Consider the following 26,377-nt stretch of genomic DNA (forward strand, 5'->3'; position numbering starts at 1 on the left):
TCACACCTTGTTGACGTTTTGTCCGGTCAGTACCTTGCGGATGGAGGCATCCATCCGGCGGGCTGCAAATTCGCCACTGGCAGCGTCCGCCGCCTCGATGGCCTCTTTGATCTGATTGGTGGTGCCCGTGCTGCGCATAGTCAGCAGATGGGCGATGGCGGCATCCAGCTCGGCCCGCTCGGTGGGGCTCAGCAACGCCTCGCCATCGGCGGCCAGGGCGGCGTTGAGGCTCTCAACCACCCGGTCGGCCTCGACCTGTTGCTCCGCCAACATGCGGGCGTCCATGTCCTGCTGGGCATTGGCGATGGAGGCGCTCAGCATGTTGAGGATGTCATCCTCACCCAGTCCATAGGAGGGCTTGACCTGGATCTCGGCCTGCACGCCGGAGGATTTCTCCATGGCGCTGACCGACAGCAGACCGTCCGCATCCACCTGGAAGGTAACGCGAATATGGGCCGCCCCCGCCGCCATGGGCGGAATGCCGGTCAGGGTGAAGCGGGCCAGGGAGCGGCAATCGGCCACCAGCTCGCGCTCTCCCTGCACCACGTGGATGGCCATTGCGGTCTGGCCATCCTTGAAGGTGGTGAACTCCTGGGCGCGGGCCACCGGAATGGTGGTATTGCGCGGGATCACCTTCTCGGCGAGGCCGCCCATGGTCTCAAGACCGAGGGAAAGCGGGATGACGTCCAGCAGCAGCATCTCGGCGTCGGGCTTGTTGCCCACCAGGATGTCGGCCTGGATGGCGGCACCGATGGCCACCACCTTGTCAGGGTCAATGCTGGTCAAGGGGGTGCGGCCGAAGAACTCGCCCACCCGCTCGCGCACCAGCGGCACCCGGGTCGAGCCACCGACCATCACCACTTCCAGTACCTCTTCCTGCTCGAGACCCGCATCGCGCAGGGCGCGCCGACAGGCCTGCAGGGTGCGCTTGACCAAGGGCTGGATCAGCTCGTCAAACTGGCTGCGGGTGACGGTACCCTGCCAGCCGGCAAAGGTGCAGGAAACGGCATCGGCATCGGTGAGGCCGTGCTTGATGCTGGCCGCCGCATCCAGCAACTCGCGCTGGGTACGGGCATCGAGCTGACCGGACAACCCGGCTTGCTCTTTGAGCCAGTCCGCCAGCAGATGGTCGAAATCGTCACCACCGAGTGCCGAGTCGCCACCGGTGGCCATCACCTCAAACACCCCGCGATGCAGGCGCAGGATGGAGATATCGAAGGTTCCGCCACCCAGGTCATAGACGGCGATCACCCCTTCCTGGCCGGAGTCGAGGCCATAGGCGATGGCCGCCGCCGTGGGTTCGTTGAGCAACCGCAGTACATGCAGACCGGCCAGTCTGGCCGCGTCCTTGGTGCCCTGACGCTGGGCATCGTCAAAATAGGCGGGCACCGTGATGACCACGCCGTCGAGGTCTCCCCCGAGGGACGCGGCACCGCGCTCGGCCAGTTTTTTCAGGATCTCGGCCGAGACCTGCACCGGGTTGACCAGCCCCTGGCGGGTCTGCAACTGGGGCATGCCCGTCTCGGTAGCCACGAACTCGTAAGGCTGCTGACGGGTATCGATATCGGCCAGCGCCTTGCCCATCATCCGCTTGACCGAGACGATGGTGTTGTGGGGATCGAGGGCCGCCTCACGCTTGGCATCGAAGCCAACCCGGATGGTATCGGCCTGGTAATGGACCACGGAAGGCAGCAGATCACGCCCCTGCTCGTCACAGAGGGTGTCGGCCTGGCCGCTGCGCACGGCGGCGACCAGGGAGTTGGTGGTGCCAAGATCGATGCCGACGGCACGTTTATGCTGGTGAGGTGCGGCGCTCTGGCCTGGCTCGGCAATTTGCAGTAATGCCATGGGTAATCACAATTCCTGCGTTAGAGGGTCAAGACTCGAACAGCGAGTCTTCGAATCGTTCCAGCTCCTCGAGGAGCTTGTCGACAAATTTGAGCTTGCGAACGCAATCCGCCGCCTGCAGATCCTCACCCCTGGTGAGAGAGTCGGTCAGCCGTTGCATCAGCGCCTGGTGATCATGCCTGATCTCCTGGCGAAAATCCTTGATGGCCCCCTCAGGGTCGGCGTCGCCCTTGAGATCAGCCAGCCGCTCTCGCCACTCCAGCTGTTGCATCAGAAAGGCAGGATCTTGCAGTGTCTGCTGCTCGCCGCGAATATCGGTACCCCGCAAGGAGAGCAGGTACTCGGCTCGGCGCAAGGGGGCCTTGAGGGTGGTAAACGCATCGTTGATCTGGGCAGCACGCTGCACGGCAGCAAGCTGCTCCCGCTCGGGGGCAGTCGCAAAACGATCGGGATGGAACTGGGTCTGCAGCTGACGATAGGTGTCAGCCAGTTGGCAAGTATCGAGCTCGAAGCCCTCAGCCAGCCCGAACAGCTCGAAATGATTCATCCTTCGTCCTCAGACAATAGCGCTGGGAGTGCAACCACACTCGTCTTGAACTTGAAAGCAGCGGCATGGACTGGCGTCCACACCACTGTGTTGATGAGCAAGGTGTTGATCACAAGAAACTCGCCGCAACAGGGCTCACCCTTGGGGCTGCGAGGCGTTGCAAACATGGGCGATCTGTCAATCGAACCACTTACACGCTGAAGCTTTCGCCACAACCACATTCGCCCTTGGCATTCGGGTTGTTGAACTGGAAGCCCTCGTTGAGGCCTTCCTTCACGAAGTCCAGCTCGGTGCCATCCAGGTGGATCAGGCTCTTGGCATCCACGATGATCTTGACGCCTTTCTGCTCGAACACCTGATCCTCGGCAGCCAGCTCATCCACGAACTCGAGCACATAGGCAAGGCCAGAACAGCCGGTCGTCTTGACGCCGAGGCGCAGGCCAATGCCCTTGCCCCGGTTGATCATGAAGGAGGAAACCCGCGCCGCTGCGGCATCTGTCATGGTTATGGCCATACTGCTCTCCGGACCTTAAAGACCTTTCTTCTGCTTGTAATCGGCGATGGCGGCCTTGATGGCATCCTCCGCCAGAATGGAGCAGTGGATCTTCACCGGCGGCAGCGCCAGCTCTTCGGCGATGTCGGTGTTCTTGATACCGGCCGCTTCGTCCAGGGTCTTGCCCTTGACCCACTCGGTCACCAGAGAGCTGGAGGCGATGGCGGAACCACAGCCGTAGGTCTTGAATTTGGCATCTTCGATGATGCCATCGTCGCTGATCTTCAGTTGCAGCTTCATGACGTCACCACAGGCCGGTGCACCGACCATACCGGTGGCGACGCTGGGATCGTTCTTGTCAAAACCACCGACGTTGCGGGGATTCTCGTAGTGGTCGATTACTTTTTCACTGTAAGCCATATCTAACTCCTGCTAATTCCGTTGTTCACCAGATCCTTGCCATGCTGGCAAGGATCAGTGATGTGCCCATTCGACCGTGTTCAGATCGACGCCATCCTTGAACATCTCCCACAGGGGGGACATCTCGCGCAGACGACCGATGGAGTCGCAGATGAGCTTGATTGCGTAGTCGATCTCTTCTTCGGTGGTGAAGCGACCGATGCTGAAACGGATGGAGCTGTGTGCCAGCTCGTCGTTCAGACCCAGGGCGCGCAGCACGTAGGAAGGTTCCAGGCTGGCCGAGGTACAGGCAGAACCGGAAGAGACCGCCAGATCCTTCAGTGCCATGATGAGAGATTCACCTTCCACATAGGCGAAGCTGACGTTCAGGTTACCCGGTACACGCTGATCCAGATCCCCGTTGATATAGACTTCTTCGATGTTCTTGATGCCATCCCACAGACGCTGGCGCAGGGCCATGATGTGCTGGCTCTCGCTCGCCATCTCTTCCTTGGCGATGCGGAAGGCTTCCCCCATGCCGACGATCTGGTGGGTTGCCAGGGTGCCGGAGCGCATGCCGCGCTCGTGACCACCGCCGTGCATCTGGGCTTCCAGACGAACACGGGGCTTGCGGCGCACATACAGGGCGCCAATGCCTTTCGGGCCGTATACCTTGTGGGCGGACATGGAGAGCAGATCAACCTTGAGAGCTTCCACGTCGACCGGGATCTTGCCCACGCTCTGGACGGCGTCCACGTGCAGCAGGATCTTGCGGGAACGGCACAGCTCGCCGATGGCAGCGATGTCTTGCACCACCCCGATCTCGTTGTTGGCGTGCATGATGCTGACCAGGATGGTGTCATCACGCAGGGCGCCTTCGATCTGCTCAAGAGTGAACAGGCCGTTGGGCATGGGCTCGAGGTAGGTCACCTCATAGCCTTCACGCTCCAGTTGGCGGCAGGTATCCAGCACGGCTTTGTGCTCGGTCTTGGAGGTGACGATGTGCTTGCCCTTGCCGGCGTAGAAATGGGCGATGCCCTTGATGGCCAGGTTGTTGGACTCGGTCGCACCGGAGGTAAAGACGATCTCGCGCGGGTCCGCGCCGATCAGCTCTGCCACTTGATTACGGGCCAGATCCACCGCCTCTTCGGCCTGCCAGCCGAAACGGTGGGAACGGGAGGCTGGGTTGCCGAACAGGCCGTCCATGGTGAGGCACTGCATCATTTTTTCTGCGACACGCGGGTCCACCGGACAGGTTGCCGAATAATCAAGGTAAATAGGCAGTTTCATCTTTTTCTCCGTTACGACGGGGTCACACAGCGACTCGTCGTGGAAAGCACGTTTATAGTTGGACTTTCAAGCTCACATCACCGCGTTCGGCCCGATCAACCAGGGACAACACGGTCTTCATTTGTTCATCTTGCTTGCCGGCGATACGGCGCACATCGGCCTGACCAACCAGCTCGGCCAGGGTGATATCCCCCAGGAAACTGGAGATGCGTTCGCTCAGATCCCGCCACAAGGAGTGGGTCAGGCACTGGGTACCACCGTGGCAGCCCCCTTTGCCGAGGCACTTGGTCGCATCGACCGATTCATCGACCGCGGTGATCACCTGACCGACCGAGATCTCGCCAGGGGCCAGACCGAGGCGATAGCCGCCACCGGGGCCACGTACGCTGCTCACCAGACCATGCTTGCGCAGACGGGCAAACAGTTGTTCCAGATAGGACAAGGAGATGCCCTGGCGCTCTGAAATATCAGCCAGGGGCACGGGCCCCTGCTCTGCATGCAACGCCACGTCGAGCATGGCTGTCACCGCGTAACGTCCTTTTGAGGTCAGTCTCATATGCCTTACCGTCTTGCGAACCAATCAATATGTGGCATATGGTCACATACCCGACTAAATCAGTCAAGTATATGCTTGAGTAAATCAGTCGGGATTAATCCTGTGCCCTGGACTTCTGGACAGAGGTGAGAATGCCCCGCAGGATGTTCAACTCCACCGCTTCGGGTCTGGCCCGATTGAACAGACGACGCAGTTTGCTCATCACATGGCCTGGATGGTCATCGGCAATGAACCCCGTCTTTTGCAGCGTCTGCTCCAGATGCTGATAAAACCCTTCCAGTTGCTGGGCGCTGGGGTACTCGACCCGCTCATCCTCCGGGGCCGAATGCTCCTGGTTCTGTACTTCCAGCCAGCGCATCCGCACCTCGTAACAAAGGGTCTGCACTGCCATGGCCAGATTGAGGGAGCTGTATTCTGGATTGGCGGGAATGGCCACATGGAAGTGGCATTTTTGCAGTTCGTCATTGGTGAGGCCGGTACGTTCACGGCCAAACACCAACGCGACCGGGTGCTCCATGCCCTCGGCAACCAGCTTCTCGCCCGCTTCACGGGGATCCAGCATGGGCCAACTCAAGGTGCGGGAACGGGCACTGGTGCCGATGACCAGACCACAGTCGGCAATGGCTTCATCCAGGGTCGGCACGATTCGGGCGCGAGACAGGATATCGTTCGCCCCCGCCGCCAAGGCGACGGCCTCCTCATCCGGCTGGGCCTGGGGATCGACCAACACCAGTTGAGTCAGCCCCATGGTCTTCATGGCCCGCGCCGCGGATCCCATGTTGCCGGTGTGAGAGGTGTTTACCAACACGATACGAATCTGATCCAACATGCCCAGTCAATCTTCAGTCAAAAATGGCGCGCAATTGTAACATAACCAATCGCTATTTTGGCACCGCTTCCGACCAGGCATTTCTGCACAAACAGACAGATGATACATCCCCACCCTGCGTGGTCACGCTGACAGTGGGGTACTGCGGCTCAGGTTCACCTGTTCCGCAGCACTCGGGCAAGAAAACGGCTCAGCCCATTGTCGCGGCAGTGGGCACGTGCGTCTCGCGGGCCCGCTCGATAAAGGTCGCCAGATCCATCAGGGGGAATTTCATCAATCCCAGCCCGTCCAGATCCAGGCTGTCCATCAAATTTTTCACCTCCAGGCCCAGCTCGGTATCCCCCTCTATCTTCAGCCGACGCTGGAAGAAGAGGGAATCCGGGTCTTCACGGCGCCCGGCGATCAGAACAAGATCCTGGCTATTGCCGCTGAAACAGACATCGGCATGCTCACACTTCCTTGCCACCACCAATTTTCCCTCCTGCTCGCTGATAAACCAGCATAGCCCCAGATCGCTGACTTCCACTTTCAGCCACTTGCCCGCAAGAAACGCAAATTCCCCCTCTTCGATGGCCTCCCGGAATACCCTGCCCAGCAGGGCCTCCATCAGGTTTTGTTGCAAAGGGAAGGGCACCAGCTTGAGGGGGTGGCGCAAGAGACGGGGTGCCTGTTCGACCAGGCGACGTTGCAGATGTTGAAACACGATAAACTCCCAGTTTTTTGCGCATTCAAGCACAGCCCCTTCGGCAAGATCCTGTTGAAAATCAAACTTGTGCCCACTTACCTCAAGAAGGGTAAAGCCACCTAAAGCTGCCTCAGGTCAAAAAGCGGGAGGGCAAGCATGAATACAATCGGGCCACTTTTGCATTTTTGCCCTCTCGGAGCGTACCCGATGGAATTACTCTGCCCGGCAGGCAGCCTGCCGGCACTGAAGACAGCCGTGGATAACGGGGCCGATGCGGTCTACATCGGCTTCAAGGATGACACCAATGCCCGCCACTTCGCCGGGCTCAACTTCACCGACAGCAAGCTGGAAAGAGCGGTTGACTATGTCCACCAGCATGGCCGCAAGCTGCACATCGCCATCAATACCTTCGCCCACCCGGGCTCCGACGCCCGCTGGAAGCAGGCCGTGGACAAAGGGGTGGCGCTCGGTGCCGATGCCCTGATCATCGCCGATCTCGCCGTGCTCGATTATGCCAGCCGCCGCCATCCCGACATGGAGCTGCATGTCTCGGTCCAGGCCAGCGCCACCAACGCCGCCGCCATCCGCTTCTACCAGCAGCACTTCAACGTCGGCCGGGTGGTGCTGCCGAGGGTGCTCTCCATGCATCAGGTCAGGCAGCTTGCCCGCGAGACCGACGTCGGCCTCGAGGTGTTCGCCTTCGGCAGCCTCTGCATCATGGCGGAGGGGCGCTGCTACCTCTCCTCCTACATGACCGGCGAGAGCCCCAACACCGTCGGCGCCTGCTCACCGGCCAAGTTCGTGCGCTGGGAAGAGACCCCGAGCGGCCTCGAATCCCGACTCAACGAGGTGCTGATCGATCGTTACGGCCCGGGGGAAAACGCCGGCTACCCGACCCTGTGCAAGGGGCGCTTCGAGGTGGATGGCCAGACCTATCACGCGCTGGAGGAGCCCACCAGCCTCAACACCCTCGGCCTCCTGCCCGAGCTGTTCCAGACCGGCATCCAGTCAGTCAAGATTGAAGGACGCCAGCGCAGCCCCGCCTATGTGGAGCAGGTGACCCGGGTCTGGCGCGCCGCCATCGACGCCTATCAGGCCAACCCCGAGGCCTATCAGGTCAAGGCTGAGTGGGATGCCCAGCTCGCCCGCGTCTCCGAGGGGAGCCAGACCACCCTCGGTGCCTATCATCGCCAGTGGCAATAAGGAGCCCTGTTCATGAAATTCTCTCTCGGCCCCCTGCTCTTCTACTGGCCCAAGGCCGACACCCAGGCCTTCTATCAGGCGGTGGCCGCCAGCCAGGCCGACATCGTCTATCTGGGGGAAACCGTCTGCAGCAAGCGGCGCGAACTGAAAGTGGATGACTGGATTGCCCTCGCCCGTCAGGTGACCGCCTCGGGCAGGCAGGCGGTGCTCTCCACGCTGGCGCTGATCTCTGCCCCCTCCGAGCTCAAGGAGGTCAAGCGACTGATCGACAACGGCGAGCTGATGATCGAGGCCAACGATCTGGGGGCCGTCCAGCTCGCCAGTGAAGCCGGGCTGCCGTTCGTCTGCGGCCCCGCCATCAACGCCTACAACGCCGACGTGCTGCGCATGCTGCTTAAACAGGGGATGCAGCGCTGGGTGATGCCGGTGGAGCTCTCCCGCGACTGGCTGATGCAGCTCAATCAGGATCTGGGCAGGGAGCGCCAGCAGTTCGAGGTTGAGGTGTTCGCCTATGGTCATCTGCCGCTCGCCTACTCGGCACGCTGCTTCACCGCCCGCTCCCTCGACCGGCCCAAGGACAACTGCGAACTTGCCTGCATCCACTACCCCACCGGGCGACTTGCCAGCAGTCGCGAAGGGCAGAAGGTGTTCAACCTCAACGGCATCCAGACCCAGTCCGGTTACTGCTACAACCTGGGTAACGAGCTCAAGGGGATGGAGGGGCTGGTGGATGTAGTGCGCCTCTCGCCCGAAGGCATGGAGACCCTGACGATGCTGGAGCGCTTCAAGGCCAACGAACAGGGGATGGCCCCCCTGCCCTTGCTGCAGGAGCGGGACTGCAACGGTTACTGGCGCCAGATCCCCGGCATGAGCCTGGTGGAGTAGCGGCACACCCCGTGTCACCAGACAGCAAAAAGGCCTCGTCAAGAGGCCTTTTTCGTGGGGATCAAACCCGTTTAGTCACGCTTTGCCGCTCTTGCCCTGGGCTCCGGGTGGCTGGGGCTTGCGCGCCATCAGTTCCAGCTCCAGCAAGGCATAGCGATGCTCGATGAAGTCATAGACGTTGTTGGCCAGCGCCAGCTTGAAGTAGCTGATGGCTTCCTTGCGGTTACCCTTGGCCAGCTCGAACTTGCCGAGGTAGAAGTAGGTCTCGCACAGGCGCTCGGCGAGCTCCCTGTTGTCCTTGACCCCTTTCACCACGTTGCTCATCAACTGGGTGGCATTGATGTCGCCCGTATAGAGGCGCACCAGATCCCAGTTCCAGGCGTCGTCGTCATACTTGTTGAGCCGCTCGCGCATCCGGCTCATGGCCGCCGGTCCGTTGAGCTTCTGCTCGGCCAGATAGAGCCAGATCACCCGATAAGGGTCTTCTGGTTGCGCCTCGTAGAAGCGCTTCATATCCGCCGCGGCAAGCTCGGGGCGATTGCCGTAATAGAGCGCGATTCCCCGGTTGAGATAGGCGTAGTCGTAATCCGGGGCGAGCTCCAGGGCGGAGTCGAACGCCTCATAGGCCTCGTCGTAGTTCTGCTGTTGAACCAGATAGACACCGATGAAGTTGTAGGCCTCGGCAAAATCCGGCTTCTCCCGCAGGGCGCGGTTGAAGTCGAGTCGCGCCAGGGAACGCAAGCCCACCCGGTCAAACACCACGGCACGCTCATAGAAGAGTTCTGCCCGCTGTTCGGTCGTCAATTCCATTTCACTGAGCATCTGCCCGAGTCGCGCCAACGCCAACTCGCTCTGGTAGGAGACCTGCAAGGGGGTCGCCAATACCAGTGAAGCGGGTTGCGGCTTGGGAACTTGAGGCGCTTTTACCTGACTGCTACTGCTGCAACCCCACAAGGGGAGCAACAACAGGATACCCGTGAGGTATCCAATCCCTATCCTGACGTTCAATGAACACTCCGACGCTTACGCTTGACCCCGCATATGGTAAAGATCACGGGGCCGTTTGTCATGTGGCGCAGCCCCTCTCCCTCAAATAAATCAGGATTCGACAGGGTATCCGGCATCGCTCCAGCCGCGAAAGCCTCCATCGACGCTGACGACCCGGGAATAACCCATCTTCTGCAGGTTATCCGCCACCAGGATGGAGCGAAATCCCCCACCACAATAGAGGTAGAGTTCGGTGTCGGGATCCGGATACCGGGTCTCGATGTCACGCTCTATCACCCCGCGCCCGAGATAGGCGGCTCCCGGCAGATGGCCCCTGGCCCACTCGCTCTCTTCGCGCACGTCGATCAGATGAAATGCTCGGCCCTCATCCTGCCAGCGCTTGATCTGATGCACATCGGTTTCCTGCACCTGCGGGCGGATGGCCTCTACCAGGGCCAGAAAACGGGGATTGTGTTGCATGGGCTTGCTCCTTGCTTTGGGTAATGGATGCTGGATTGTGGGGAGCATCATGACTCACCCCGGCCACAAGAGAAAGGGCGCCTTGCGGCGCCCTTGTCTGTTACGGCAGGATCTCTTGCTGATCCGCGCCCTCTTTTTCCACCTGGGTCGGCAGCATGTGCTCCCGCTTGATCCCGAGGAACATGGCTGAGGCGCTCGCCACATAGATGGAGGAGTAGGTCCCGAAGGCCACCCCGATCACCATGGCGATGGAGAAACCGTGGATCAGAGGCCCGCCTTTGAGCAGCAGCGCCACCACCACCACGAAGGTCAACCCCGAGGTGATGATGGTCCGGCTCAGGGTCTCGGTCATGGAGAGATCCATGATCTCCGCGGTGTCCCCACGGCGTACCTTGCGGAAATTCTCCCGCACCCGGTCGAACACAACGATGGTGTCGTTCAGGGAGTACCCCACCAGCGTCATCAGCGCCGCCAGCACGGTCAGGTCGAACTCGTACTGGAAGTAGGCAAAGATGCCGAGGGTGATGATCACGTCGTGAGCCAGGGAGAGGATGCCCCCCGTGGCCAGACGCCACTCGAAGCGCACCGCCACGTAGATCAGGATACAGATGATGGAGGCCAGCATGGCCAGGGCACCGTCGGTGGCCAGCTCGTCACCCACAGAGGGACCGACGAACTCGACACGCTTGAGCACGGCGCTCTCGTCGACCAGCTTGGCGGCCGCCAGGACCTCGTTGCCCTGCTGCTCGACCTTGACGCCCTCTTGGGGGGCCATGCGCACCAGCACATCACGGCTGGAGCCGAAGAACTGCAGGGTCGCCCCGTCAATCTTCTGCTGATCCAGCGCCTCGTGCATCTTGTCCAGGCTCACCGACTGCTGGAACCCCACCTCGATGGTGGTACCGCCGGTGAAGTCCAGCCCCCAGTTCAGGCCACGATCGTACAGAACGTAGAGGGCGAGCACCGTTACCAGAGCAGAGAGGACCATACCCAGCTTGGCGAAACGCATGAAGGGGATGGGCTTTTCAAAATGTAGAATTTGAAACATGTCTCTTCCTTAGATCGGCAGCTTGTCGATGCGCCGTCCACCCCAGGCCAGGTTGATGATGGCGCGGGATACCGTGATGGCAGTGAACATGGACGCCGTCAGGCCGATCCCGAGGGTCAGGGCGAAGCCCTTGATGGCACCGGTACCGATACCGAACAGGATCACGCAGGTGATGAGCGAGGTGACGTTGGAGTCGGCGATGGTGGAGAAGGCGCGGTCAAAGCCCAGGTGAATGGCTTGCTGCACCCCGCGACCATTGCGGATCTCTTCACGAATACGCTCGTAGATCAGCACGTTCGCATCCACCGCCATCCCCAGCGTCAACACGATACCGGCGATGCCCGGCAGGGTCATGGTGGCCCCCGGGATCATCGACATGATACCGACGATGAGCACCAGGTTCATGGTCAGCGCCAGATTGGCCACCCAGCCGAAGGCACGGTAGTAGATCCCCATGAAGAGCACGATCACCAGCATGGCCCAGCCGATGGCTTCCATCCCGCTGTCGATGTTCTGCTGACCCAGGCTCGGGCCTATGGTGCGCTCTTCGACGATCTGAATGGGGGCAATCAGGGCACCGGCACGCAGCAGCAGCGCCAGGTTGTGGGCTTCGTTGGCGTTGTCGATCCCGGTGATGCGGAACTGGCTACCCAGGCGAGACTGGATGGTGGCGACGTTGATCACCTCCTCCTGCTTGCGGAACTTGCGCTTGCCGTCCGGACCAGGCTGACCCACCGGCTTGTACTCGATGAAGACGGTCGCCATCCCCTTGCCAACGTTGTCCTTGGTAAAGTTGGCCATCTTGTTGCCACCCTGACCATCGAGCTTGATGTTGACCTGAGGACGGCTGTATTCATCGAAACCGGACTGGGCACCCACGATGTGGTCACCGGTCAGGATCACGCGCTTTTGCAGTACCACGGGACGACCGTTGCGATCGTTGTAGACCTTGGAGCTCGGCGGCACGCGGCCTGCGGCAGCGGCCTGGATATCGGCAGCCTCATCGACCATGTGGAACTCCAGGGTCGCGGTGGCACCCAGGATCTCCTTGGCACGGGCGGTGTCCTGGATCCCCGGCAACTCGACGATGATACGCTCACCGCCCTGCTGCTGGACCAGCGGCTCGGCCACACCCAGTTCGTTCACCCGGTTGCGGATGATGGTGATGTTCTGCTCGAGGGCATACTTCTTCACCTCTTTGACCTTGGCTTCGCTCAGAGTGGCCAGCAGGATGAAGTCATCCCCTTTCTGGTCGGTGGTGAAGACAAGATCCGCATTCTGGCGACGCAGGAAGGAGAGTGCCTTGGCCTGATCGGCCTCGTCACGGAAGACCACCTGCACCTGATCCCCGACCCGGCGCACACCGGAGTAGCGGATCTTCTGGGTGCGCAGTTCGGCGCGGAAATCCTGCACCATCTGTTCCTGCTGCTTGGCCAGCGCCTCATTCATGTCCACTTCCATCAGGAAGTGCACGCCGCCGCGCAGGTCAAGACCGAGCTTCAGGGGCGCCGCGCCGATGGCCTCAAGCCAGGCGGGGGTCGACGGTGCCAGGTTGAGGGCGGTGATGAAATTGTCGCCCAGCTTGTTGGCCACGATGTCGCGCGCCTTGAGCTGGTCTTCGGTGTTGTTGAAACGGATCAGGATGAAGCCGTGCTCGAACGCCGCATGCTTGACCGGGATCTTCGCCTCGTCGAGGGTTTCCTTCACCTGATCGAGGGTTTCTAGTTTGACTTCGGCACCACGGCTGGCAGAGACCTGCAAGGCCGGGTCTTCGCCGTAAAGATTGGGGGCTGCATATAGAAAACCGATGGCGATCACGACGATCACCATCAGGTATTTCCACAGCGGATAGCGATTTAACACGCTGTGCTCCTCGGGAGATTAGAGGGACTGGATAGAACCCTTGGGCAGAACGGCAGAGACGAAGTCACGCTTGATGGTGACCTGGGTCTGATCGTTCAGGGCCAGCACAATGTAGTCGCTGTCGGCGGAAACCTTGGCGATCTTGCCGACCAGGCCACCGGAAGTGAGCACTTCGTCGCCCTTGGAGAGGGAGCTCATCAGATTGCGATGCTCCTTGGCACGCTTGGCCTGGGGACGGTAGATCATGAAGTAGAAGATGAGACCGAACACGGCCAGCATGATGATCATTTCCATGCCACCACCCTGTGCTGCCGGAGCCGCGCCTTCTGCATACGCCTTGGAGATAATGCTCATTTAACAACCTCTTATTGATGTAGATTTGAATACTAACTTATATGTCGTTGTTATTTCACGTCATTTTCAGCCAGTGGAGGCACAGGCTTCCCTTGCCGACGGTAAAACTCAGTTACAAAGTCGTCTAATTTACCCTGCTCGATCGCGTCCCGCAAACCCTGCATCACGCGCTGGTAATAACGCAGGTTGTGGATGGTATTCAGACGGGCACCGAGGATCTCGTTGCACTTGTCCAGATGGTACAGATAGCTACGGGTGTAGTTCTTGCAGGTGTAGCAATCGCAGTCCGCATCTAGGGTGCTGGTGTCTTCCCGGTACTTGGCGTTGCGGATCTTGACCACGCCATCGGTGGTAAAGAGATGACCGTTGCGGGCGTTGCGGGTCGGCATCACGCAGTCGAACATGTCGATACCGCGGCGCACCCCTTCCACCAGATCCTCCGGCTTGCCCACCCCCATCAGGTAGCGCGGCTTGTCGGCCGGAATTTTCGGGCAGACATGGTCAAGGATGCGATGCATGTCCTCTTTGGGCTCACCCACGGCAAGACCGCCGACCGCGTAACCGTCGAAGCCGATCTCAAGGAGACCGTCCAGCGACACATCCCGCAGCGGTTCGTAGACAGAACCCTGGATGATGCCGAACAGGGCGTTCTTGTTGCCGAGTGCATCGAACTTGTCACGGGAACGCTTGGCCCAGCGCAGGGACATCTCCATGGACTTGCGCGCTTCCTCGTAAGTGGCCGGGTACGGGGTGCACTCGTCGAAGATCATCACGATGTCGGAACCCAGATCGTACTGGATCTCCATGGACTTCTCGGGGTCGAGGAAGATCTTCTCGCCGTTGATGGGATGACGGAAGTGCACCCCCTCCTCGGTGATCTTGCGGATGTGCCCCAGACTGAACACCTGGAAACCACCGGAGTCGGTCAGGATGGGCCCCTGCCAGTTCATGAAGTCGTGCAGATCGCCGTGGGCGCGCATCACTTCCTGACCCGGGCGCAGCCAGAGGTGGAAGGTGTTGCCAAGCAGGATCTGGGCACCGGTCTCACGCACCTCTTCCGGTGTCATCCCCTTGACGGTGCCGTAGGTGCCGACCGGCATGAAGGCCGGGGTCTGGACCACGCCACGCTCGAACACCAGTTGACCGCGACGGGCACGCCCATCGGTGGTTTTCAATTCAAATTTCATTGCTACCTCTATTCAGTCAGAGAAACAGTCTGACAACAAAGGGCCCGAGGGGCCCGGTAATATGAAGCCGGCCGGCATACTGACAAGCAGAGCCTGAACGACTTCTGAAGGGTAAGGCTTAACCCTGCACCCGGCGACGGGTGACGAACATGGCGTCCCCGTAGCTGAAGAAACGATACTGTCCCGCCACGGCGGCCTGATAGGCGGCCATCACGTTGTCATAGCCGGCAAAGGCGCTGACCAGCATGATCAGGGTGGATTCGGGCAGGTGGAAGTTGGTGATCATGGCATCGACCACCTGGAACTCGTAACCGGGGAAGATGAAGATGTCGGTGTCATTGAAGAAGGGCGCCAGCGGCTTGCCCTGGGCCAGGGTCGCCTTGGCTGCGCTCTCGAGGGATCGTACCGACGTGGTGCCCACCGCAACCACCCGACCGCCGCGGGCGCGGGTCGCCGCGATGGCATCCACCACCTCCTGGGGCACTTCGGCGTATTCCGAGTGCATGTGGTGATCTTCAATCTTGTCGACGCGCACCGGCTGGAAGGTGCCCGCCCCCACGTGCAGGGTCACGAAGGCCATCTCCACGCCCTTGGCACGGATCTGCTCGAGCAGCGGCTCGTCGAAGTGCAGACCGGCGGTCGGCGCCGCCACGGCACCCGGCTTCTGGTTGTAGACGGTCTGGTAGCGCTCCTTGTCGGCATCCTCGTCGGGGCGGTCGATATAGGGAGGCAACGGCATGTGGCCGATGGCATCCAGAATGGTCAGCACAGGGCGCGGGTCGAGGAAGTGGATCTCGAACAGAGCGTCGTGGCGGGCACGCATCTCGGCCTCGACGGGCACGCCGTCGGCACCGCCATCCAGAAGGAGACGGGTACCTGGCTTGGGGGACTTGGACGAGCGGACGTGCGCCAGCACGCTGTGCTCGTCCAGAATGCGCTCCACCAGCACCTCCAGCTTGCCGCCGCTGGCCTTCTGGCCAAACATGCGGGCCGGAATAACCCGGGTATTGTTGAACACCAGCAGATCGCCGGGGTTGAGCTGGTCAAGCACATCGACAAAATGACCGTGGCGCAGGGCGCCGGTTTGACCATCGAGCTGCAGCAGGCGGCTGGCGGTACGCTCCGCCATGGGATAGCGGGCAATCAGCTCGTCTGGCAGATCAAAATGAAAATCGGATACTTGCATCTTTCACCTCGGGGGAATCGGCGGCTAGTCTAGTTATCCCCCTCTTCCAAGGCAACCCAAAAGACTAAAAACCCAAGGAAGACAAGGGATAGCGGGCCATTTTGTGAGGCTGGGCCCGTTAAAAAACCTTTAAGGTTTTGTATTGACCCCGATCATGTTCTGGCGACGGGGGCTGGGCTAGGGTGGAAGCAGACACACAAGGAGGCCCACCATGATGACCCTCTCCGAGATCATGACTGAACACCCCTTTACTCTGGGTCCGGAAAACAGCGTCAAGCAGGCGATGGAGCTGATGCAGCAGGAGCGGATCCGTCACGTTCCCATCGTCGATGAACACCAGCATCTGCTTGGTCTGGTCACCCTCTCGGACATCCTGGCCACCCGTGAATCCAAGCTGCTGCTGATCAACCCCGAGCGGGAGGCGGAGTTCACCGACAGCGTCCAGCTCGACGAGATCATGACTCGTCAGGTGGCGAGCGTGGATCCCCACGCCGGCATCAAGGAGGCGGCCCTGTATCTGCAGCGCCACAAATATGGCTGTCTGCCGGTACTCAAGGGGCGCAAGCTGGTTGGCATCGTCACCGAGTCGGACTTCATCGCCGTGGCCATCAATCTGCTGGAGCTGATGGAGGAGCAGGAGCCCCCAACCGACTTTTGATCTTAAAATTCTGTAATAAAATTACAATAAAAGCGTTTTCAGCCTAATTTAACGGCTATTTAAGTGAAACACTTTCAATTTGACTGTAAAATTACACCACAAAACTTGTGTTGTGACATTCATCACACTATGATGCCCACCATGCAATGGTTGCCGAAGAGGAGATGAGGATTGTGCACCCGCCATCTTCTCTTCATATGTTTGCAAGTTTGCACACCCCGTAGTTAGTCTTTGCTGTAAAGCATATTTATCGCCATTCCTTGTTTGATGACCCGGCCCTGTCTGTGCGACGGCGCCGGGATTTTTTTATCCCTCTTTTTTCTACTGCGCCGCCTCGTCTGCCCCCTTCTCTGCTCACGCAATGAAAACAAATCCGGCCCAGCCCTTGAAAATGTGACATGCAGGACAGAAATTGAACTTCGACAATGAGTTATCTCCGAAGGCCTGAGATATTCATGTTAGGTACAGTTGTGATGGTCTATCTAATAAATAGATTTATGTGATTCAAAATTGTGGCTTTGACCGATTAGAAAAAGTCACTATGATGACTCCATCGAAAGTTAAGCGCCTCGTCTGGCACGATTCTTCAACACCAGACAGGCATATGTACATCACCAAGGAGCAAATACATGTCTACCTACATCAACACTGAAATCAAGCCGTTCAACGCCACCGCCTATCACAATGGCAAATTCGTTCAGGTGTCTGACGCTGACCTGAAAGGCAAGTGGTCCGTGGTGTTCTTCTACCCGGCTGATTTCACCTTCGTCTGCCCGACCGAGCTGGGCGACCTGGCCGACAACTACGCCGAATTCCAGAAGCTGGGCGTCGAGATCTACGCCGTCTCCACCGACACCCACTTCACCCACAAGGCCTGGCACGACACTTCTGACACCATCCAGAAGATCCAGTACCCGATGATCGGCGACCCCACCGGCACCATCACCCGCAACTTCGGCGTGATGATCGAAGAAGCTGGCCTGGCTGACCGCGGTACCTTCGTCATCGACCCGCAAGGCGTCATCCAGATCGTTGAAATCAACGCTGGCGGCATCGGCCGTGACGCACTGGAACTGCTGCGCAAGGTCAAGGCTGCCCAGTACGTTGCTTCCCACCCGGGTGAAGTGTGCCCGGCCAAGTGGAAAGAAGGCGACGCCACCCTGGCCCCGTCCCTGGATCTGGTAGGCAAAATCTAAGCCTCCCCGCTCTGAAGACCGGCCCGTTCAAGGGCCGGTCTTGTTTACGGCCCTCAGAAAATGCGCCGGTCTGCTGTGTGGACCTCTGTTTTCTGTATCCGGTCATCGTGCCGACCCGCATTCAGCAAGAAGGAATTCGACCATGTTAGATACCAACCTCAAACAACAACTCAACGGTTACTTGCAGTACATCGTCAATCCCATCGAGATCAGCGTGTCCGGCAATGACAGCGACAAATCCGCCGAACTCCTGGCATTGGCCAGCGAGATAGCCGAGATGTCCCCCAAGATTTCCCTGACCGATGGTCGTAACGCCCGCAAGCCTTCCATGAGCATCGCGCCCCAGGGCCAGGCCCCGCGCGTGCACTTTGCCGGCATTCCCATGGGTCATGAATTCACCTCCCTGGTGCTCGCCCTGCTGCAAAGCGGCGGTCACCCCTCCAAGGCCGATCCGGCCGTGCTGGAGCAGGTGAAGAACCTCAAGGGCGAGTTCCACTTCGAGACCTATATTTCCCTCTCCTGCCACAACTGTCCGGACGTGGTACAGGCCCTGAACCTGATGTCCACCCTGAACCCCGGCATCACCCACACCATGATCGACGGTGCCCTGTTCCAGGATGAGGTGAACGAGCGTCAAATCATGGCGGTCCCGAACGTCTACCTGAACGGTCAGCCGTTCAGCCAGGGCCGCATCTCGCTGGAAGAGATCGTTGCCAAACTCGACACCGGCGCTGCCGAGCGCAAGGCGCAAGAGCTGAGCGAAAAAGCGCCTTATGACGTGCTGGTGGTGGGCGGTGGCCCGGCCGGTGCCGCCGCGGCCATCTATGCCGCCCGCAAAGGCATTCGCACCGCCATTGTCGCCGAGCGTTTCGGTGGCCAGGTGATGGACACCGTCGGCATCGAGAACTTCATCTCCGTGCCCTACACCGAGGGCCCCAAGCTGGCCGCCAGCCTGGAGCAGCACGTCAAGCAGTACGGCGTGGAAGTGATCACCGAGCAGCGTGCCGCCGCCATCAGCAAGGATGGTTACGTCAACGTGGACCTCGCCTCCGGTGCCACCTTGAAGAGCCGCGCCGTGATCCTGGCGACCGGTGCCCGCTGGCGCGACCTGAACGTGCCGGGTGAACTCGAGTACCGTACTAAGGGTGTGGCCTACTGCCCCCACTGTGACGGCCCCTTCTTCAAGGGCAAGCGCGTGGCGGTGATCGGTGGCGGCAACTCCGGCATCGAGGCGGCCATCGATCTGGCCGGCATCGTCGAGCACGTCACCGTGGTGGAATTCGCCGATACCCTGCGCGCCGACGACGTGCTGCAGAAGAAGGCCCGTTCCATGGGCAATATCGACATCATCATGAGCGCCCGCACCACCGAAGTGATCGGCGACGGCAGCAAGGTGGTGGGCATGGACTACGAAGATCGCACTACCGGCGAGATCAAGCATCTGGCGGTGGCCGGCATCTTCGTCCAGATAGGCCTGGTGCCGAACACCGAGTTCCTCAAAGGAAGCGAGATTGCCCTGACCCGCTTTGGCGAAATCGAGATCGACACCAAGGGTGCCACCTCCCTGCCCGGCGTCTATGCCGCAGGGGATGCCACCACGGTGCCGTTCAAGCAGATCATCATCTCCATGGGGGCAGGTGCCACCGCCGCCCTGGGTGCGTTTGATTACCTCATTCGCAACCCGGCACCGGAAGCACAAGCTACCCAGGCCGATGCCGTGACCGCCTGATAACCGCCCAACAAAAAACCGACTCCCTGGAGTCGGTTTTTTTATCCCTGTCGTTGGGTCGGCAGCCTTCAACGTCCTTGCGGCGCGTCCCTCTCCTGCCCCTCTTCACTCACCGCTCTCTCTTCTGCATCAGTCGCGGGATAGCTCGCCGGCACTGCCTCCCCTTCCAGATCCGTTCTTGGCTCCAGCTCCGCCGTCATGGGGGTGTTGGGGGGCACCGGCATGAAGACCTGGTGCTCCGTCAGCGGAATGGGGGCTCGCTTACGCCTGCGCCAGCCGAGATAGGCCGACAGCAGCAGACCGCACAGGGCAAAGTAGACGAACAGCCCCTGTGGTCCGAACGTCGCCATGGTTAAGGGGGCCAGCAGCGGACCCGTCATGGCTCCCAGGCTGTAGGCAAGCAGCAGCCCCTGGTTTGCCCCCAGCACCTGATCCGGGCGCAGTTCATCGCAGGCATGGCTGAGGCTCAAGGGATAGATAGAGAACGCCATGCCCCCCAGCAGGAAGACAAGAGTCCCCTCGACTGGCTCGCGCCAGGGCTCCGGCAGCAGCACCATCAACAACGCGATCAGGGTCAGCAGGGCGCAGAGCAGCAGGATCACCAACCGTCTGTCGTAACGATCAGATGCACGCCCGATGGGATATTGCAGACACATCCCCCCCAGGATCACCAGCGCCATCATGTCCGCCACCTGGGAGAGGGAGGCGCCGCTGTCGGTGAAATAGAGCGGCAACAGCCCATAGATGGCCCCGAGGATGAGGCCGGAGGTAAAGCTGCTGCCCATTCCCGCCGGGGTGAGGCGCACCAGCTCCAGCACTCCCACCGGCTGGGGTGCCACCATGGCCGGCGTCGCCACCCGGGAGAGAGCCAGAGGCACCACGGAGAGGGTCGCCGCCATGGCGCACAGGGCGAACGGCGTCAGCACCATGGGGTCCACCTGCTTGAGCAGCAGCTGGCCCAGGGCAAGTGAACCGTACAGCAGGATCATGTAGAGGGACATCAACCGCCCCCGGTTCGCCGGGGTGCTTGAGACCAGCATCCAGGACTCCAGCACCACGAACAGGCCGCCGGTGGCAAACCCCCCGATCAGCCGCAGCGCCGCCCAGGTGACAGGCTCCACCACCATGCCGTGCAGCAGAAACAGAAAACAGAGCAGGGAGGCATAAGCCGCATAGGCCCGGATATGCCCCACCCGGATGATGAGGCGGGCATTGATGAAGGTCCCCAACACCAGGCCGCCGAAATAGGCAGCCGACACCAGACCGATGGCCTGGGTGGACACCTGCTCGGCGGAGAGACGCACCGTCAGCAGGGTATTGAACAGACCGTGACCCAGAATGAAGATCACCAGACTGGTCAGGGGGGACAGCAACCTTGTCAGTGCCATGGAGCCTCCTCGCAACAAAAGGGTCATGGTAGCCCCTGCCTCCCGCCCCCTTCAACCCGAATGCCCTCCCCCTGCGGGGCTATGCTTGACGGGAACCCCACATGGAGATCCGAAAGATGAGACTCATGCTGTTGTTGGCCGCCCTGCTCTTTTGCGGCAGCGCCCTCGCCTTCCACTGCCCCATGGACATGAAGAAGATAGACGACGCCCTGGCCGCAGGCCCCGCCCTCAGTGCCGAACAACTGGCCGAGGTAAAACAGTTGAGAGCGGACGGAGAGACCTTGCACAACGCGGGCAAGCATCAGGAATCGGTCGATACACTGGCCAAGGCCATGGCCATTCTCGGCATCGATCAGGGCTGATACCGCCCCTTCGCCGCGCGACGGTCTCTTTCGCATCGCCCGGATACAGACCGCCAAAATGAAACAAGGCCCTCGCCATCACTGGCGGGGGCCTTTTCACTGCGGATGTCAGCGCTGAACGGTTCTACACCCGGCCACTGTAGACCAGGGTGCAATAGTTGAAGGCTATCTTGCCGTCAACGGCATGGCGAGCAAACTCGCGGCGAACGAGCGCCGTCATCTGATCGTGGGCCGGCGTGCCCGCCACAGGTGCATAGGAGGAGGAGTTGAGCCGTCCAAGCACCCCGTCAAGATCGAACAGCTGGCTGTTCTCGAAGCGATCGAGCCGGTACTCCCCGGTGAAGAAGGCGCGAAAATCCGCCTCGCCGAGGTTGCGATGATTGACCTCCTCGTAATCCCCCGAGTAGGCGTGCAACCCCTCTTCATAGGCCTTGAGAAACGGGGTATTCGTCAGCCTGTCATTCCAGATGAGGGCGACCTGGCCACCGGGCTTGAGCAGCCGCTGGCACTCCTGCCGAAAAGCCGCGCGATCGAACCAGTGAAACGCCTGGGCGACCGTCACCAGATCCATCGCCCCCGTGGGCAGGCCCGTGGCTTCCGCACTGCCGTGCAGCCAGCCGATGTTCCCCACCTGGGCGAGCAGCCGTTTGGCGGCTGCCCGCATATCGTCGTTGGGCTCCACCGCCCAGACCCGCGCGACCCGGGGGGCCAGCAGGGCGGTCAGGATGCCGGTGCCGGCGCCGATGTCGGCCACCTGGGACTCGGGCCCCATGGCCAGCTCCTTTGCCAGAAAATCCAGCATGGCGGCGGGATAACCGGGTCGATATTTCACATAGGCCTCGACCCGGGTCGAGAATCGCTGGGTACTGTCCATGGCAGACTCCTCTCTTGCTGCGGCCTTCATGCCGGCTCCCGGCCTGGTGACCAGGATCCCCATGCCACTACACTTGACCCCATCATGCAAGCCCCAAGCGGGTGGCAAACGGCGTACAGGCTGGCTTGTCACCCAGCGAAGCAGCAGGCGCTGCGGGCGGCAGGATACCCATCGGGGCGCCCGCTCACGGGCGTCGAAGGACAAACACCAGGATGGAGCTGCGACACAATGAGACCAGTCAAGAACAGGATTTGCCTCTGGTATGACGGGAATGCCGAGGAGGCCGCACGGTTTTACGCCAGCCTCTTCCCCGACTCCGCCGTCGGTGCCGTACACCGGGCCCCGGCCGACTATCCCGCTGGCAAGGAAGGAGACGTGCTGACGGTCGAGTTCAGGGTGATGGGGATCCCCTGCCTCGGCCTCAACGGCGGGCCCGGGGTCCGCCACAACTGGGCGTTCTCGTTTCAGGTGGCTACCCAGGACCAGGCCGAGACGGATCGCTACTGGCACGCCATCATCGACCATGGCGGTCAGGCGAGCGAGTGCGGCTGGTGTCAGGACAAGTGGGGCATCTCCTGGCAGATCACCCCTCAGGTCCTCACCGAGGCGATCACCGATCCCGACCCCGAGGCAGCGAGACGCGCCTTCGAGGCCATGATGCAGATGGGCAAGATTGACATTGCCACCATCGAGGCGGCGCGCCGGGGCGAGTAGCCCGTTCGCACGGGCGCCGCACACAACAAGGCCACCCCTGGGGGTGGCCTTGTGCATATTGGCTGTCAGCTCTTCACGGCGCCGCGATTACTTGGCGTAATCCTCGGTGGGTACGCAGGAGCAGAACAGATTGCGATCGCCATAGACGTCGTCGATGCGGTTGACCGACGGCCACAGCTTGCTGGCGCGCACCGCGTCGGATGGGAAGACCGCCTCGGCGCGGCTGTAGCCACGGTTCCACTCTGCATCCATCACGTCGTCCTGGGTGTGCGGCGCATGGACCAGGGGGTTGTCGGCAAGGCTCCAGTGACCGTCCTCTACCCGGGCAATCTCGGCGCGGATGGCGGTCATGGCTTCCACGAAGCGATCCAGCTCGCGCTTGGATTCGGATTCGGTCGGCTCGACCATCAGGGTGCCCGCTACCGGGAAGCTCATGGTCGGCGCGTGGAAGCCGTAGTCCATCAGGCGCTTGGCCACGTCCATCTCGCTGATGCCACTGGCTTCTTTGAGCGGGCGGATGTCCAGAATGCACTCGTGGGCCACCCGGCCGTTGCGACCTGTATAGAGCACGGGGAAGGACTCGCCGAGCTTCTTGGCCAGGTAGTTGGCGTTGAGGATGGCGACCTGGGTGGATTTCTTGAGCCCCTCGTCCCCCAGCATGGCGATGTACATCCAGCTGATGGGCAAAATGCTGGCCGAACCGAACGGAGCGGCAGACACGGCGCCGTTGTCACGGCTCTCCTTGTCGGTCTTGACCACGGCGTGACCGGCCACAAACGGTGCCAGGTGTTTCTTCACGCCGATGGGGCCCATGCCCGGACCGCCACCACCATGAGGAATGGCGAAGGTCTTGTGCAGGTTGAGGTGAGAGACGTCCGCGCCGATAAAGCCTGGCGCCGTCAGCCCGACCTGCGCGTTCATGTTGGCGCCGTCGAGGTACACCTGACCACCATACTGGTGAACGATGTCGCACACCTCCTTGATGGTCTCCTCGTACACCCCGTGGGTGGAGGGGTAGGTCACCATCAGGCAGGAGAGCTGGTCTCCGACCTCAGCGGCCTTGGCCCGCAGGTCGTCCAGATCCACGTTGCCTGCCTTGTCACAGGCGGTGACGATGACCTTGAGGCCCGCCATCTGGGCGGAGGCCGGGTTGGTGCCGTGGGCAGAGGCCGGGATGAGGCAGACATCGCGATGCCCCTCGCCGCGAGACTCGTGGTACTTCTTGATGGCCAAGAGGCCCGCGTATTCGCCCTGAGCGCCGGAGTTGGGCTGCATGCAGACCGCATCGTAGCCGGTCACCTTCACCAGCCAGTCTTCCAGATCTGCCAGCAGCAGCTGGTAACCCTGGGTCTGCTTGAGCGGCGCGAAGGGGTGCAGCTTGCCGAATTCAGGCCAGGTCACCGGGATCATCTCGGCGGTGGCATTGAGTTTCATGGTGCAGGAGCCCAAGGAGATCATGGCGTAGTTCAGGGCCAGATCTTTCGCTTCGAGACGGTGGATGTAGCGCAGCATCTCGGTCTCGGAGTGGTACTTGTTGAATACCTCGTGGGTCAGCACGGCGTCGGTGCGCAGCAGATCCTGCGGGATCGCCTGATGCGTCTGGGCGGCCTGGTCGAGGGCCTCCACATCGAGGCCGTGACCCGCCCCAAGGAACAGGTCGAACAGCTCGGCCACATCGCCTCGGGTGGTGGTTTCAGAGAGGGACACACCGACCGCACCATCGAGATCCGCACGCAGGTTGATGCCGAGCCGTTCGGCCTTGGCAATGAGTGCAGCCTTGTCCGACGTCAGTACTGTGAGGGTATCGAACCAGCTTCCGTGCTTGAGGGCCACGCCCTTGGCGGTAAGGCCGAGCGCCAGGATGGTGGTCAGACGGTGCACGCGGGAGGCGATGGTTTTCAGCCCCACCGGCCCGTGGTAAACGGCGTAGAAGCTCGCCATGTTGGCCAGCAGCACCTGGGCGGTACAGATGTTGGAGTTGGCCTTCTCGCGGCGGATATGCTGTTCGCGGGTCTGCATGGCCATGCGCAGGGCGCTCTTGCCACGGGCATCCTTGGAGACGCCGATGATGCGACCCGGCATGGAGCGCTTGTAGGCGTCGCGGGTGGCGAAGAAGGCGGCGTGGGGGCCACCGTAACCCATGGGCACACCGAAGCGCTGGGCACTGCCGAACACCACGTCGGCACCCAGTTCACCTGGGGATTTGAGCAGCAGCAGGGAGAGCATGTCGGTCCCGACGCAGGCCAGCCCCTTCTGGGCCTGGACGGCGGCAATGAGGGAACGCAGATCGGTCACATTGCCGGTGGTGCCCGGGTACTGGAACATGGCACCGAACACCTCTTCGCTCACGGCCTCGCCCGCAGGGCCGACCACCACATCGAAACCGAAGTGGACCGCGCGCTCCTTGACCACGTCGATCACCTGGGGGTGAACGTCGTCGGCCACGAAGAAGAGGTTGGATTTGGATTTGGCCATGCGCTTGGCCAGCGCCATGGCTTCGGCGGCGGCGGTGGCTTCATCGAGCAGGGAGGCGCTCGCCAGATCCATGCCGGTGAGATCCAGGGTCAGCTGCTGGAAGTTGAGCAGGGCTTCGAGACGGCCCTGGGCCAGCTCGGGCTGATAGGGGGTGTAGGCGGTGTACCAGCCCGGGTTTTCCAGCACGTTGCGCAGGATGACGTGGGGCACGTGGGTGTCGTGGTAGCCCATGCCGATGTAGCTCTTGGCGATCTGGTTCTTGGCCGCATAGCCCTTGAGCTTGGCCAGGGCCTCCACTTCGGTCATGGGGGCGCCGATACCAAGCGGCCCCGGACGACGGATGGCGGCGGGGACCGTCTGCTCAATCAGATCGTCCAGGCTCTCGGCCCCCACGGTGGCGAGCAGGGCCCGCAGTTCTTCCTCACCCGGGCCGATATGACGGCGGATGAAATCGGTTTTTTGCTCGAGTTCAAACAGTGACTGGGTCATTTCCCTATTTCCTGGTAATAGGTCCTGGCATGACATCCTGACAACCAAGACCTGATGTTCCTGTAGCCGGTCGAAACCGGCTCCACTCATGTTCTGTGTCCGCCGCGGGCAGACGGGGAATGCGGCAAGGGCATCCCGAAGGTGCAAAGGCTGCGCCCATTCTGCAACCGCCATGGCCGCAGGATGGCAGTCATACAAGAGGGCCCTGCTGTGTTGGCAGGGCCCGGGGGCATTACTCTTCGTCCACCACGTTCTGGTAGCCTTCGGCATCCAGCAGGTTGGCGAGCTCGCCCGCGTCGTCCAGCTTGATGCGGAACAGCCAGCCGGCGCCGTAGGGGTCGGAGTTGACCAGCTCGGGGCTGCCTTCCAGCTCCTCGTTGACGGCCAGGATCTCGCCGCTCACCGGGCTGTAGATGTCGGAGGCGGCCTTGACGGACTCCGCCACGGCGCAATCTTCACCGGCGCTCACCTGCTTGCCCACTTCCGGCAGATCGACGAACACCATGTCCCCCAGCAGATCCTGGGCGTGCTCGGTGATGCCGACCACGGCTTCGCCGTTGGCTTCAACACGGACCCACTCGTGGGAGGTGGCATATTTCAGTTCGCTCGGGATATGGCTCATTTGTGCTTCCTTTATGCTCTTGGATCGCTT

The 26,377-nt window shown here is 61.1% G+C and carries 26 protein-coding genes; 7 read left to right on the top strand and 19 right to left on the bottom strand.

Translation table 11 applies throughout. From position 1 onward, the window contains the following. The 8 genes from hscA to AB5Y64_RS04260 all read right to left on the bottom strand — a co-directional run bounded on the left by hscA (position 1) and on the right by AB5Y64_RS04260 (position 6,665). Positions 1 to 1,848: a Fe-S protein assembly chaperone HscA gene (hscA, locus tag AB5Y64_RS04225; RefSeq protein WP_201955889.1), complete on the bottom strand. Its 1,848-nt coding sequence runs from the start codon at positions 1,846 to 1,848 to the stop codon at positions 1 to 3. Positions 1,849 to 1,876: 28 nt separating this feature from the next. Next, positions 1,877 to 2,395 (bottom strand): co-chaperone HscB, encoded by a 519-nt coding sequence (gene hscB, locus AB5Y64_RS04230; protein WP_124243924.1) that lies wholly within the window; start codon positions 2,393 to 2,395, stop codon positions 1,877 to 1,879. A gap of 190 nt (positions 2,396 to 2,585) precedes the next feature. Further along, positions 2,586 to 2,909 (bottom strand): iron-sulfur cluster assembly protein IscA, encoded by a 324-nt coding sequence (gene iscA / locus AB5Y64_RS04235; RefSeq protein ID WP_010675058.1) that lies wholly within the window; start codon positions 2,907 to 2,909, stop codon positions 2,586 to 2,588. A gap of 15 nt (positions 2,910 to 2,924) precedes the next feature. Next, complete coding sequence (gene iscU / locus AB5Y64_RS04240) at positions 2,925 to 3,308, bottom strand: Fe-S cluster assembly scaffold IscU (RefSeq protein WP_010675059.1); 384 nt, start codon at positions 3,306 to 3,308, stop codon at positions 2,925 to 2,927. Positions 3,309 to 3,362: 54 nt separating this feature from the next. After that, a complete protein-coding gene (locus tag AB5Y64_RS04245; RefSeq protein WP_010675060.1) occupies positions 3,363 to 4,577 on the bottom strand; it encodes an IscS subfamily cysteine desulfurase in 1,215 nt (404 codons plus the stop codon). A gap of 52 nt (positions 4,578 to 4,629) precedes the next feature. Continuing rightward, entirely contained in the window at positions 4,630 to 5,133 is a 504-nt protein-coding gene (iscR, locus tag AB5Y64_RS04250; protein WP_025327241.1) for a Fe-S cluster assembly transcriptional regulator IscR, read from the bottom strand. Positions 5,134 to 5,227: 94 nt separating this feature from the next. Beyond that, positions 5,228 to 5,962 (bottom strand): tRNA (cytosine(32)/uridine(32)-2'-O)-methyltransferase TrmJ, encoded by a 735-nt coding sequence (gene trmJ / locus AB5Y64_RS04255; RefSeq protein WP_103242991.1) that lies wholly within the window; start codon positions 5,960 to 5,962, stop codon positions 5,228 to 5,230. Between the two features lie 190 nt (positions 5,963 to 6,152). Beyond that, on the bottom strand, positions 6,153 to 6,665 hold the full coding sequence (locus AB5Y64_RS04260; RefSeq protein WP_103244618.1) for an SCP2 domain-containing protein: 513 nt from the start codon (positions 6,663 to 6,665) through the stop codon (positions 6,153 to 6,155). A gap of 189 nt (positions 6,666 to 6,854) precedes the next feature. Between AB5Y64_RS04260 and AB5Y64_RS04265 the strand changes: the two genes are divergently transcribed. Continuing rightward, on the top strand, positions 6,855 to 7,850 hold the full coding sequence (locus AB5Y64_RS04265) for a peptidase U32 family protein (protein ID WP_010675064.1): 996 nt from the start codon (positions 6,855 to 6,857) through the stop codon (positions 7,848 to 7,850). Positions 7,851 to 7,862: 12 nt separating this feature from the next. Further along, positions 7,863 to 8,735 carry a U32 family peptidase gene (locus tag AB5Y64_RS04270; RefSeq protein WP_270804513.1) on the top strand — a complete coding sequence of 291 codons (873 nt, stop codon included), beginning with the start codon at positions 7,863 to 7,865 and terminating at the stop codon, positions 8,733 to 8,735. Between the two features lie 75 nt (positions 8,736 to 8,810). On the opposite strand, the gene nlpI is transcribed toward AB5Y64_RS04270, so the two are convergent. From nlpI to queA, 7 genes are all read right to left on the bottom strand, one after another. Then, positions 8,811 to 9,743, bottom strand: coding sequence for a lipoprotein NlpI (gene nlpI, locus AB5Y64_RS04275; protein ID WP_280520777.1), 933 nt, complete (start codon positions 9,741 to 9,743; stop codon positions 8,811 to 8,813). Positions 9,744 to 9,833: 90 nt separating this feature from the next. Then, entirely contained in the window at positions 9,834 to 10,202 is a 369-nt protein-coding gene (locus AB5Y64_RS04280; RefSeq protein WP_069651399.1) for a rhodanese-like domain-containing protein, read from the bottom strand. Positions 10,203 to 10,302: 100 nt separating this feature from the next. After that, positions 10,303 to 11,250: a protein translocase subunit SecF gene (gene secF / locus AB5Y64_RS04285; RefSeq protein ID WP_010675068.1), complete on the bottom strand. Its 948-nt coding sequence runs from the start codon at positions 11,248 to 11,250 to the stop codon at positions 10,303 to 10,305. Positions 11,251 to 11,259: 9 nt separating this feature from the next. Next, entirely contained in the window at positions 11,260 to 13,113 is a 1,854-nt protein-coding gene (gene secD / locus AB5Y64_RS04290) for a protein translocase subunit SecD (RefSeq protein WP_143237663.1), read from the bottom strand. An 18-nt stretch (positions 13,114 to 13,131) separates the two neighbouring features. Beyond that, on the bottom strand, positions 13,132 to 13,467 hold the full coding sequence (yajC, locus tag AB5Y64_RS04295) for a preprotein translocase subunit YajC (RefSeq protein ID WP_010675070.1): 336 nt from the start codon (positions 13,465 to 13,467) through the stop codon (positions 13,132 to 13,134). A 50-nt stretch (positions 13,468 to 13,517) separates the two neighbouring features. Next, positions 13,518 to 14,654 (bottom strand): tRNA guanosine(34) transglycosylase Tgt, encoded by a 1,137-nt coding sequence (gene tgt / locus AB5Y64_RS04300; protein ID WP_010675071.1) that lies wholly within the window; start codon positions 14,652 to 14,654, stop codon positions 13,518 to 13,520. A gap of 118 nt (positions 14,655 to 14,772) precedes the next feature. After that, a complete protein-coding gene (gene queA / locus AB5Y64_RS04305) occupies positions 14,773 to 15,840 on the bottom strand; it encodes a tRNA preQ1(34) S-adenosylmethionine ribosyltransferase-isomerase QueA (RefSeq protein ID WP_010675072.1) in 1,068 nt (355 codons plus the stop codon). A gap of 211 nt (positions 15,841 to 16,051) precedes the next feature. On the opposite strand from queA, the gene AB5Y64_RS04310 reads away from it, so the two are divergent. From AB5Y64_RS04310 to ahpF, 3 genes are all read left to right on the top strand, one after another. Next, entirely contained in the window at positions 16,052 to 16,498 is a 447-nt protein-coding gene (locus tag AB5Y64_RS04310; RefSeq protein WP_010675073.1) for a CBS domain-containing protein, read from the top strand. Positions 16,499 to 17,127: 629 nt separating this feature from the next. Next, positions 17,128 to 17,694: an alkyl hydroperoxide reductase subunit C gene (ahpC, locus tag AB5Y64_RS04315; RefSeq protein WP_010675074.1), complete on the top strand. Its 567-nt coding sequence runs from the start codon at positions 17,128 to 17,130 to the stop codon at positions 17,692 to 17,694. A gap of 142 nt (positions 17,695 to 17,836) precedes the next feature. Beyond that, entirely contained in the window at positions 17,837 to 19,423 is a 1,587-nt protein-coding gene (ahpF, locus tag AB5Y64_RS04320) for an alkyl hydroperoxide reductase subunit F (RefSeq protein WP_041213024.1), read from the top strand. A gap of 68 nt (positions 19,424 to 19,491) precedes the next feature. On the opposite strand, the gene AB5Y64_RS04325 is transcribed toward ahpF, so the two are convergent. Further along, a complete protein-coding gene (locus AB5Y64_RS04325; RefSeq protein ID WP_223931739.1) occupies positions 19,492 to 20,811 on the bottom strand; it encodes an MFS transporter in 1,320 nt (439 codons plus the stop codon). 116 nt (positions 20,812 to 20,927) lie between these two features. On the opposite strand from AB5Y64_RS04325, the gene AB5Y64_RS04330 reads away from it, so the two are divergent. Continuing rightward, the gene (locus AB5Y64_RS04330; RefSeq protein ID WP_041215012.1) at positions 20,928 to 21,173 is read left to right on the top strand and encodes a hypothetical protein; all 246 of its coding nucleotides are present in this window, start codon (positions 20,928 to 20,930) and stop codon (positions 21,171 to 21,173) included. 124 nt (positions 21,174 to 21,297) lie between these two features. Here the strand turns inward: AB5Y64_RS04330 and AB5Y64_RS04335 are convergent, their stop codons facing one another. Then, positions 21,298 to 22,047, bottom strand: coding sequence for a class I SAM-dependent methyltransferase (locus AB5Y64_RS04335; RefSeq protein ID WP_200163629.1), 750 nt, complete (start codon positions 22,045 to 22,047; stop codon positions 21,298 to 21,300). A gap of 228 nt (positions 22,048 to 22,275) precedes the next feature. On the opposite strand from AB5Y64_RS04335, the gene AB5Y64_RS04340 reads away from it, so the two are divergent. Further along, the gene (locus AB5Y64_RS04340) at positions 22,276 to 22,761 is read left to right on the top strand and encodes a VOC family protein (RefSeq protein WP_200163628.1); all 486 of its coding nucleotides are present in this window, start codon (positions 22,276 to 22,278) and stop codon (positions 22,759 to 22,761) included. A gap of 87 nt (positions 22,762 to 22,848) precedes the next feature. On the opposite strand, the gene gcvP is transcribed toward AB5Y64_RS04340, so the two are convergent. Together gcvP and gcvH are read right to left on the bottom strand one after the other, a co-directional pair. Next, complete coding sequence (gcvP, locus tag AB5Y64_RS04345; RefSeq protein WP_368203329.1) at positions 22,849 to 25,725, bottom strand: aminomethyl-transferring glycine dehydrogenase; 2,877 nt, start codon at positions 25,723 to 25,725, stop codon at positions 22,849 to 22,851. 232 nt (positions 25,726 to 25,957) lie between these two features. Beyond that, positions 25,958 to 26,347, bottom strand: coding sequence for a glycine cleavage system protein GcvH (gene gcvH / locus AB5Y64_RS04350; protein ID WP_010675081.1), 390 nt, complete (start codon positions 26,345 to 26,347; stop codon positions 25,958 to 25,960). Positions 26,348 to 26,377: the final 30 nt, after the last annotated feature.

The sequence above is a fragment of the Aeromonas sp. R5-1 genome, assembly GCF_040908265.1.
Lineage (GTDB): Bacteria > Pseudomonadota > Gammaproteobacteria > Enterobacterales > Aeromonadaceae > Aeromonas > Aeromonas caviae.

Coding starts and splice junctions, on each gene's coding strand:
- AB5Y64_RS04245 (WP_010675060.1), bottom strand. CDS start 4,577: ATGAAACTGCCTATTTACCTTGATTATTCGGCAACCTGTCCGGTGGAC.
- AB5Y64_RS04310 (WP_010675073.1), top strand. CDS start 16,052: ATGATGACCCTCTCCGAGATCATGACTGAACACCCCTTTACTCTGGGT.
- hscB (WP_124243924.1), bottom strand. CDS start 2,395: ATGAATCATTTCGAGCTGTTCGGGCTGGCTGAGGGCTTCGAGCTCGAT.
- AB5Y64_RS04330 (WP_041215012.1), top strand. CDS start 20,928: ATGAGACTCATGCTGTTGTTGGCCGCCCTGCTCTTTTGCGGCAGCGCC.
- gcvP (WP_368203329.1), bottom strand. CDS start 25,725: ATGACCCAGTCACTGTTTGAACTCGAGCAAAAAACCGATTTCATCCGC.
- iscU (WP_010675059.1), bottom strand. CDS start 3,308: ATGGCTTACAGTGAAAAAGTAATCGACCACTACGAGAATCCCCGCAAC.
- hscA (WP_201955889.1), bottom strand. CDS start 1,848: ATGGCATTACTGCAAATTGCCGAGCCAGGCCAGAGCGCCGCACCTCAC.
- ahpF (WP_041213024.1), top strand. CDS start 17,837: ATGTTAGATACCAACCTCAAACAACAACTCAACGGTTACTTGCAGTAC.
- iscR (WP_025327241.1), bottom strand. CDS start 5,133: ATGAGACTGACCTCAAAAGGACGTTACGCGGTGACAGCCATGCTCGAC.
- tgt (WP_010675071.1), bottom strand. CDS start 14,654: ATGAAATTTGAATTGAAAACCACCGATGGGCGTGCCCGTCGCGGTCAA.
- gcvH (WP_010675081.1), bottom strand. CDS start 26,347: ATGAGCCATATCCCGAGCGAACTGAAATATGCCACCTCCCACGAGTGG.
- yajC (WP_010675070.1), bottom strand. CDS start 13,467: ATGAGCATTATCTCCAAGGCGTATGCAGAAGGCGCGGCTCCGGCAGCA.
- ahpC (WP_010675074.1), top strand. CDS start 17,128: ATGTCTACCTACATCAACACTGAAATCAAGCCGTTCAACGCCACCGCC.
- AB5Y64_RS04270 (WP_270804513.1), top strand. CDS start 7,863: ATGAAATTCTCTCTCGGCCCCCTGCTCTTCTACTGGCCCAAGGCCGAC.
- AB5Y64_RS04325 (WP_223931739.1), bottom strand. CDS start 20,811: ATGGCACTGACAAGGTTGCTGTCCCCCCTGACCAGTCTGGTGATCTTC.
- AB5Y64_RS04280 (WP_069651399.1), bottom strand. CDS start 10,202: ATGCAACACAATCCCCGTTTTCTGGCCCTGGTAGAGGCCATCCGCCCG.
- AB5Y64_RS04335 (WP_200163629.1), bottom strand. CDS start 22,047: ATGGACAGTACCCAGCGATTCTCGACCCGGGTCGAGGCCTATGTGAAA.
- queA (WP_010675072.1), bottom strand. CDS start 15,840: ATGCAAGTATCCGATTTTCATTTTGATCTGCCAGACGAGCTGATTGCC.
- AB5Y64_RS04265 (WP_010675064.1), top strand. CDS start 6,855: ATGGAATTACTCTGCCCGGCAGGCAGCCTGCCGGCACTGAAGACAGCC.
- AB5Y64_RS04340 (WP_200163628.1), top strand. CDS start 22,276: ATGAGACCAGTCAAGAACAGGATTTGCCTCTGGTATGACGGGAATGCC.
- iscA (WP_010675058.1), bottom strand. CDS start 2,909: ATGGCCATAACCATGACAGATGCCGCAGCGGCGCGGGTTTCCTCCTTC.
- secF (WP_010675068.1), bottom strand. CDS start 11,250: ATGTTTCAAATTCTACATTTTGAAAAGCCCATCCCCTTCATGCGTTTC.
- trmJ (WP_103242991.1), bottom strand. CDS start 5,962: ATGTTGGATCAGATTCGTATCGTGTTGGTAAACACCTCTCACACCGGC.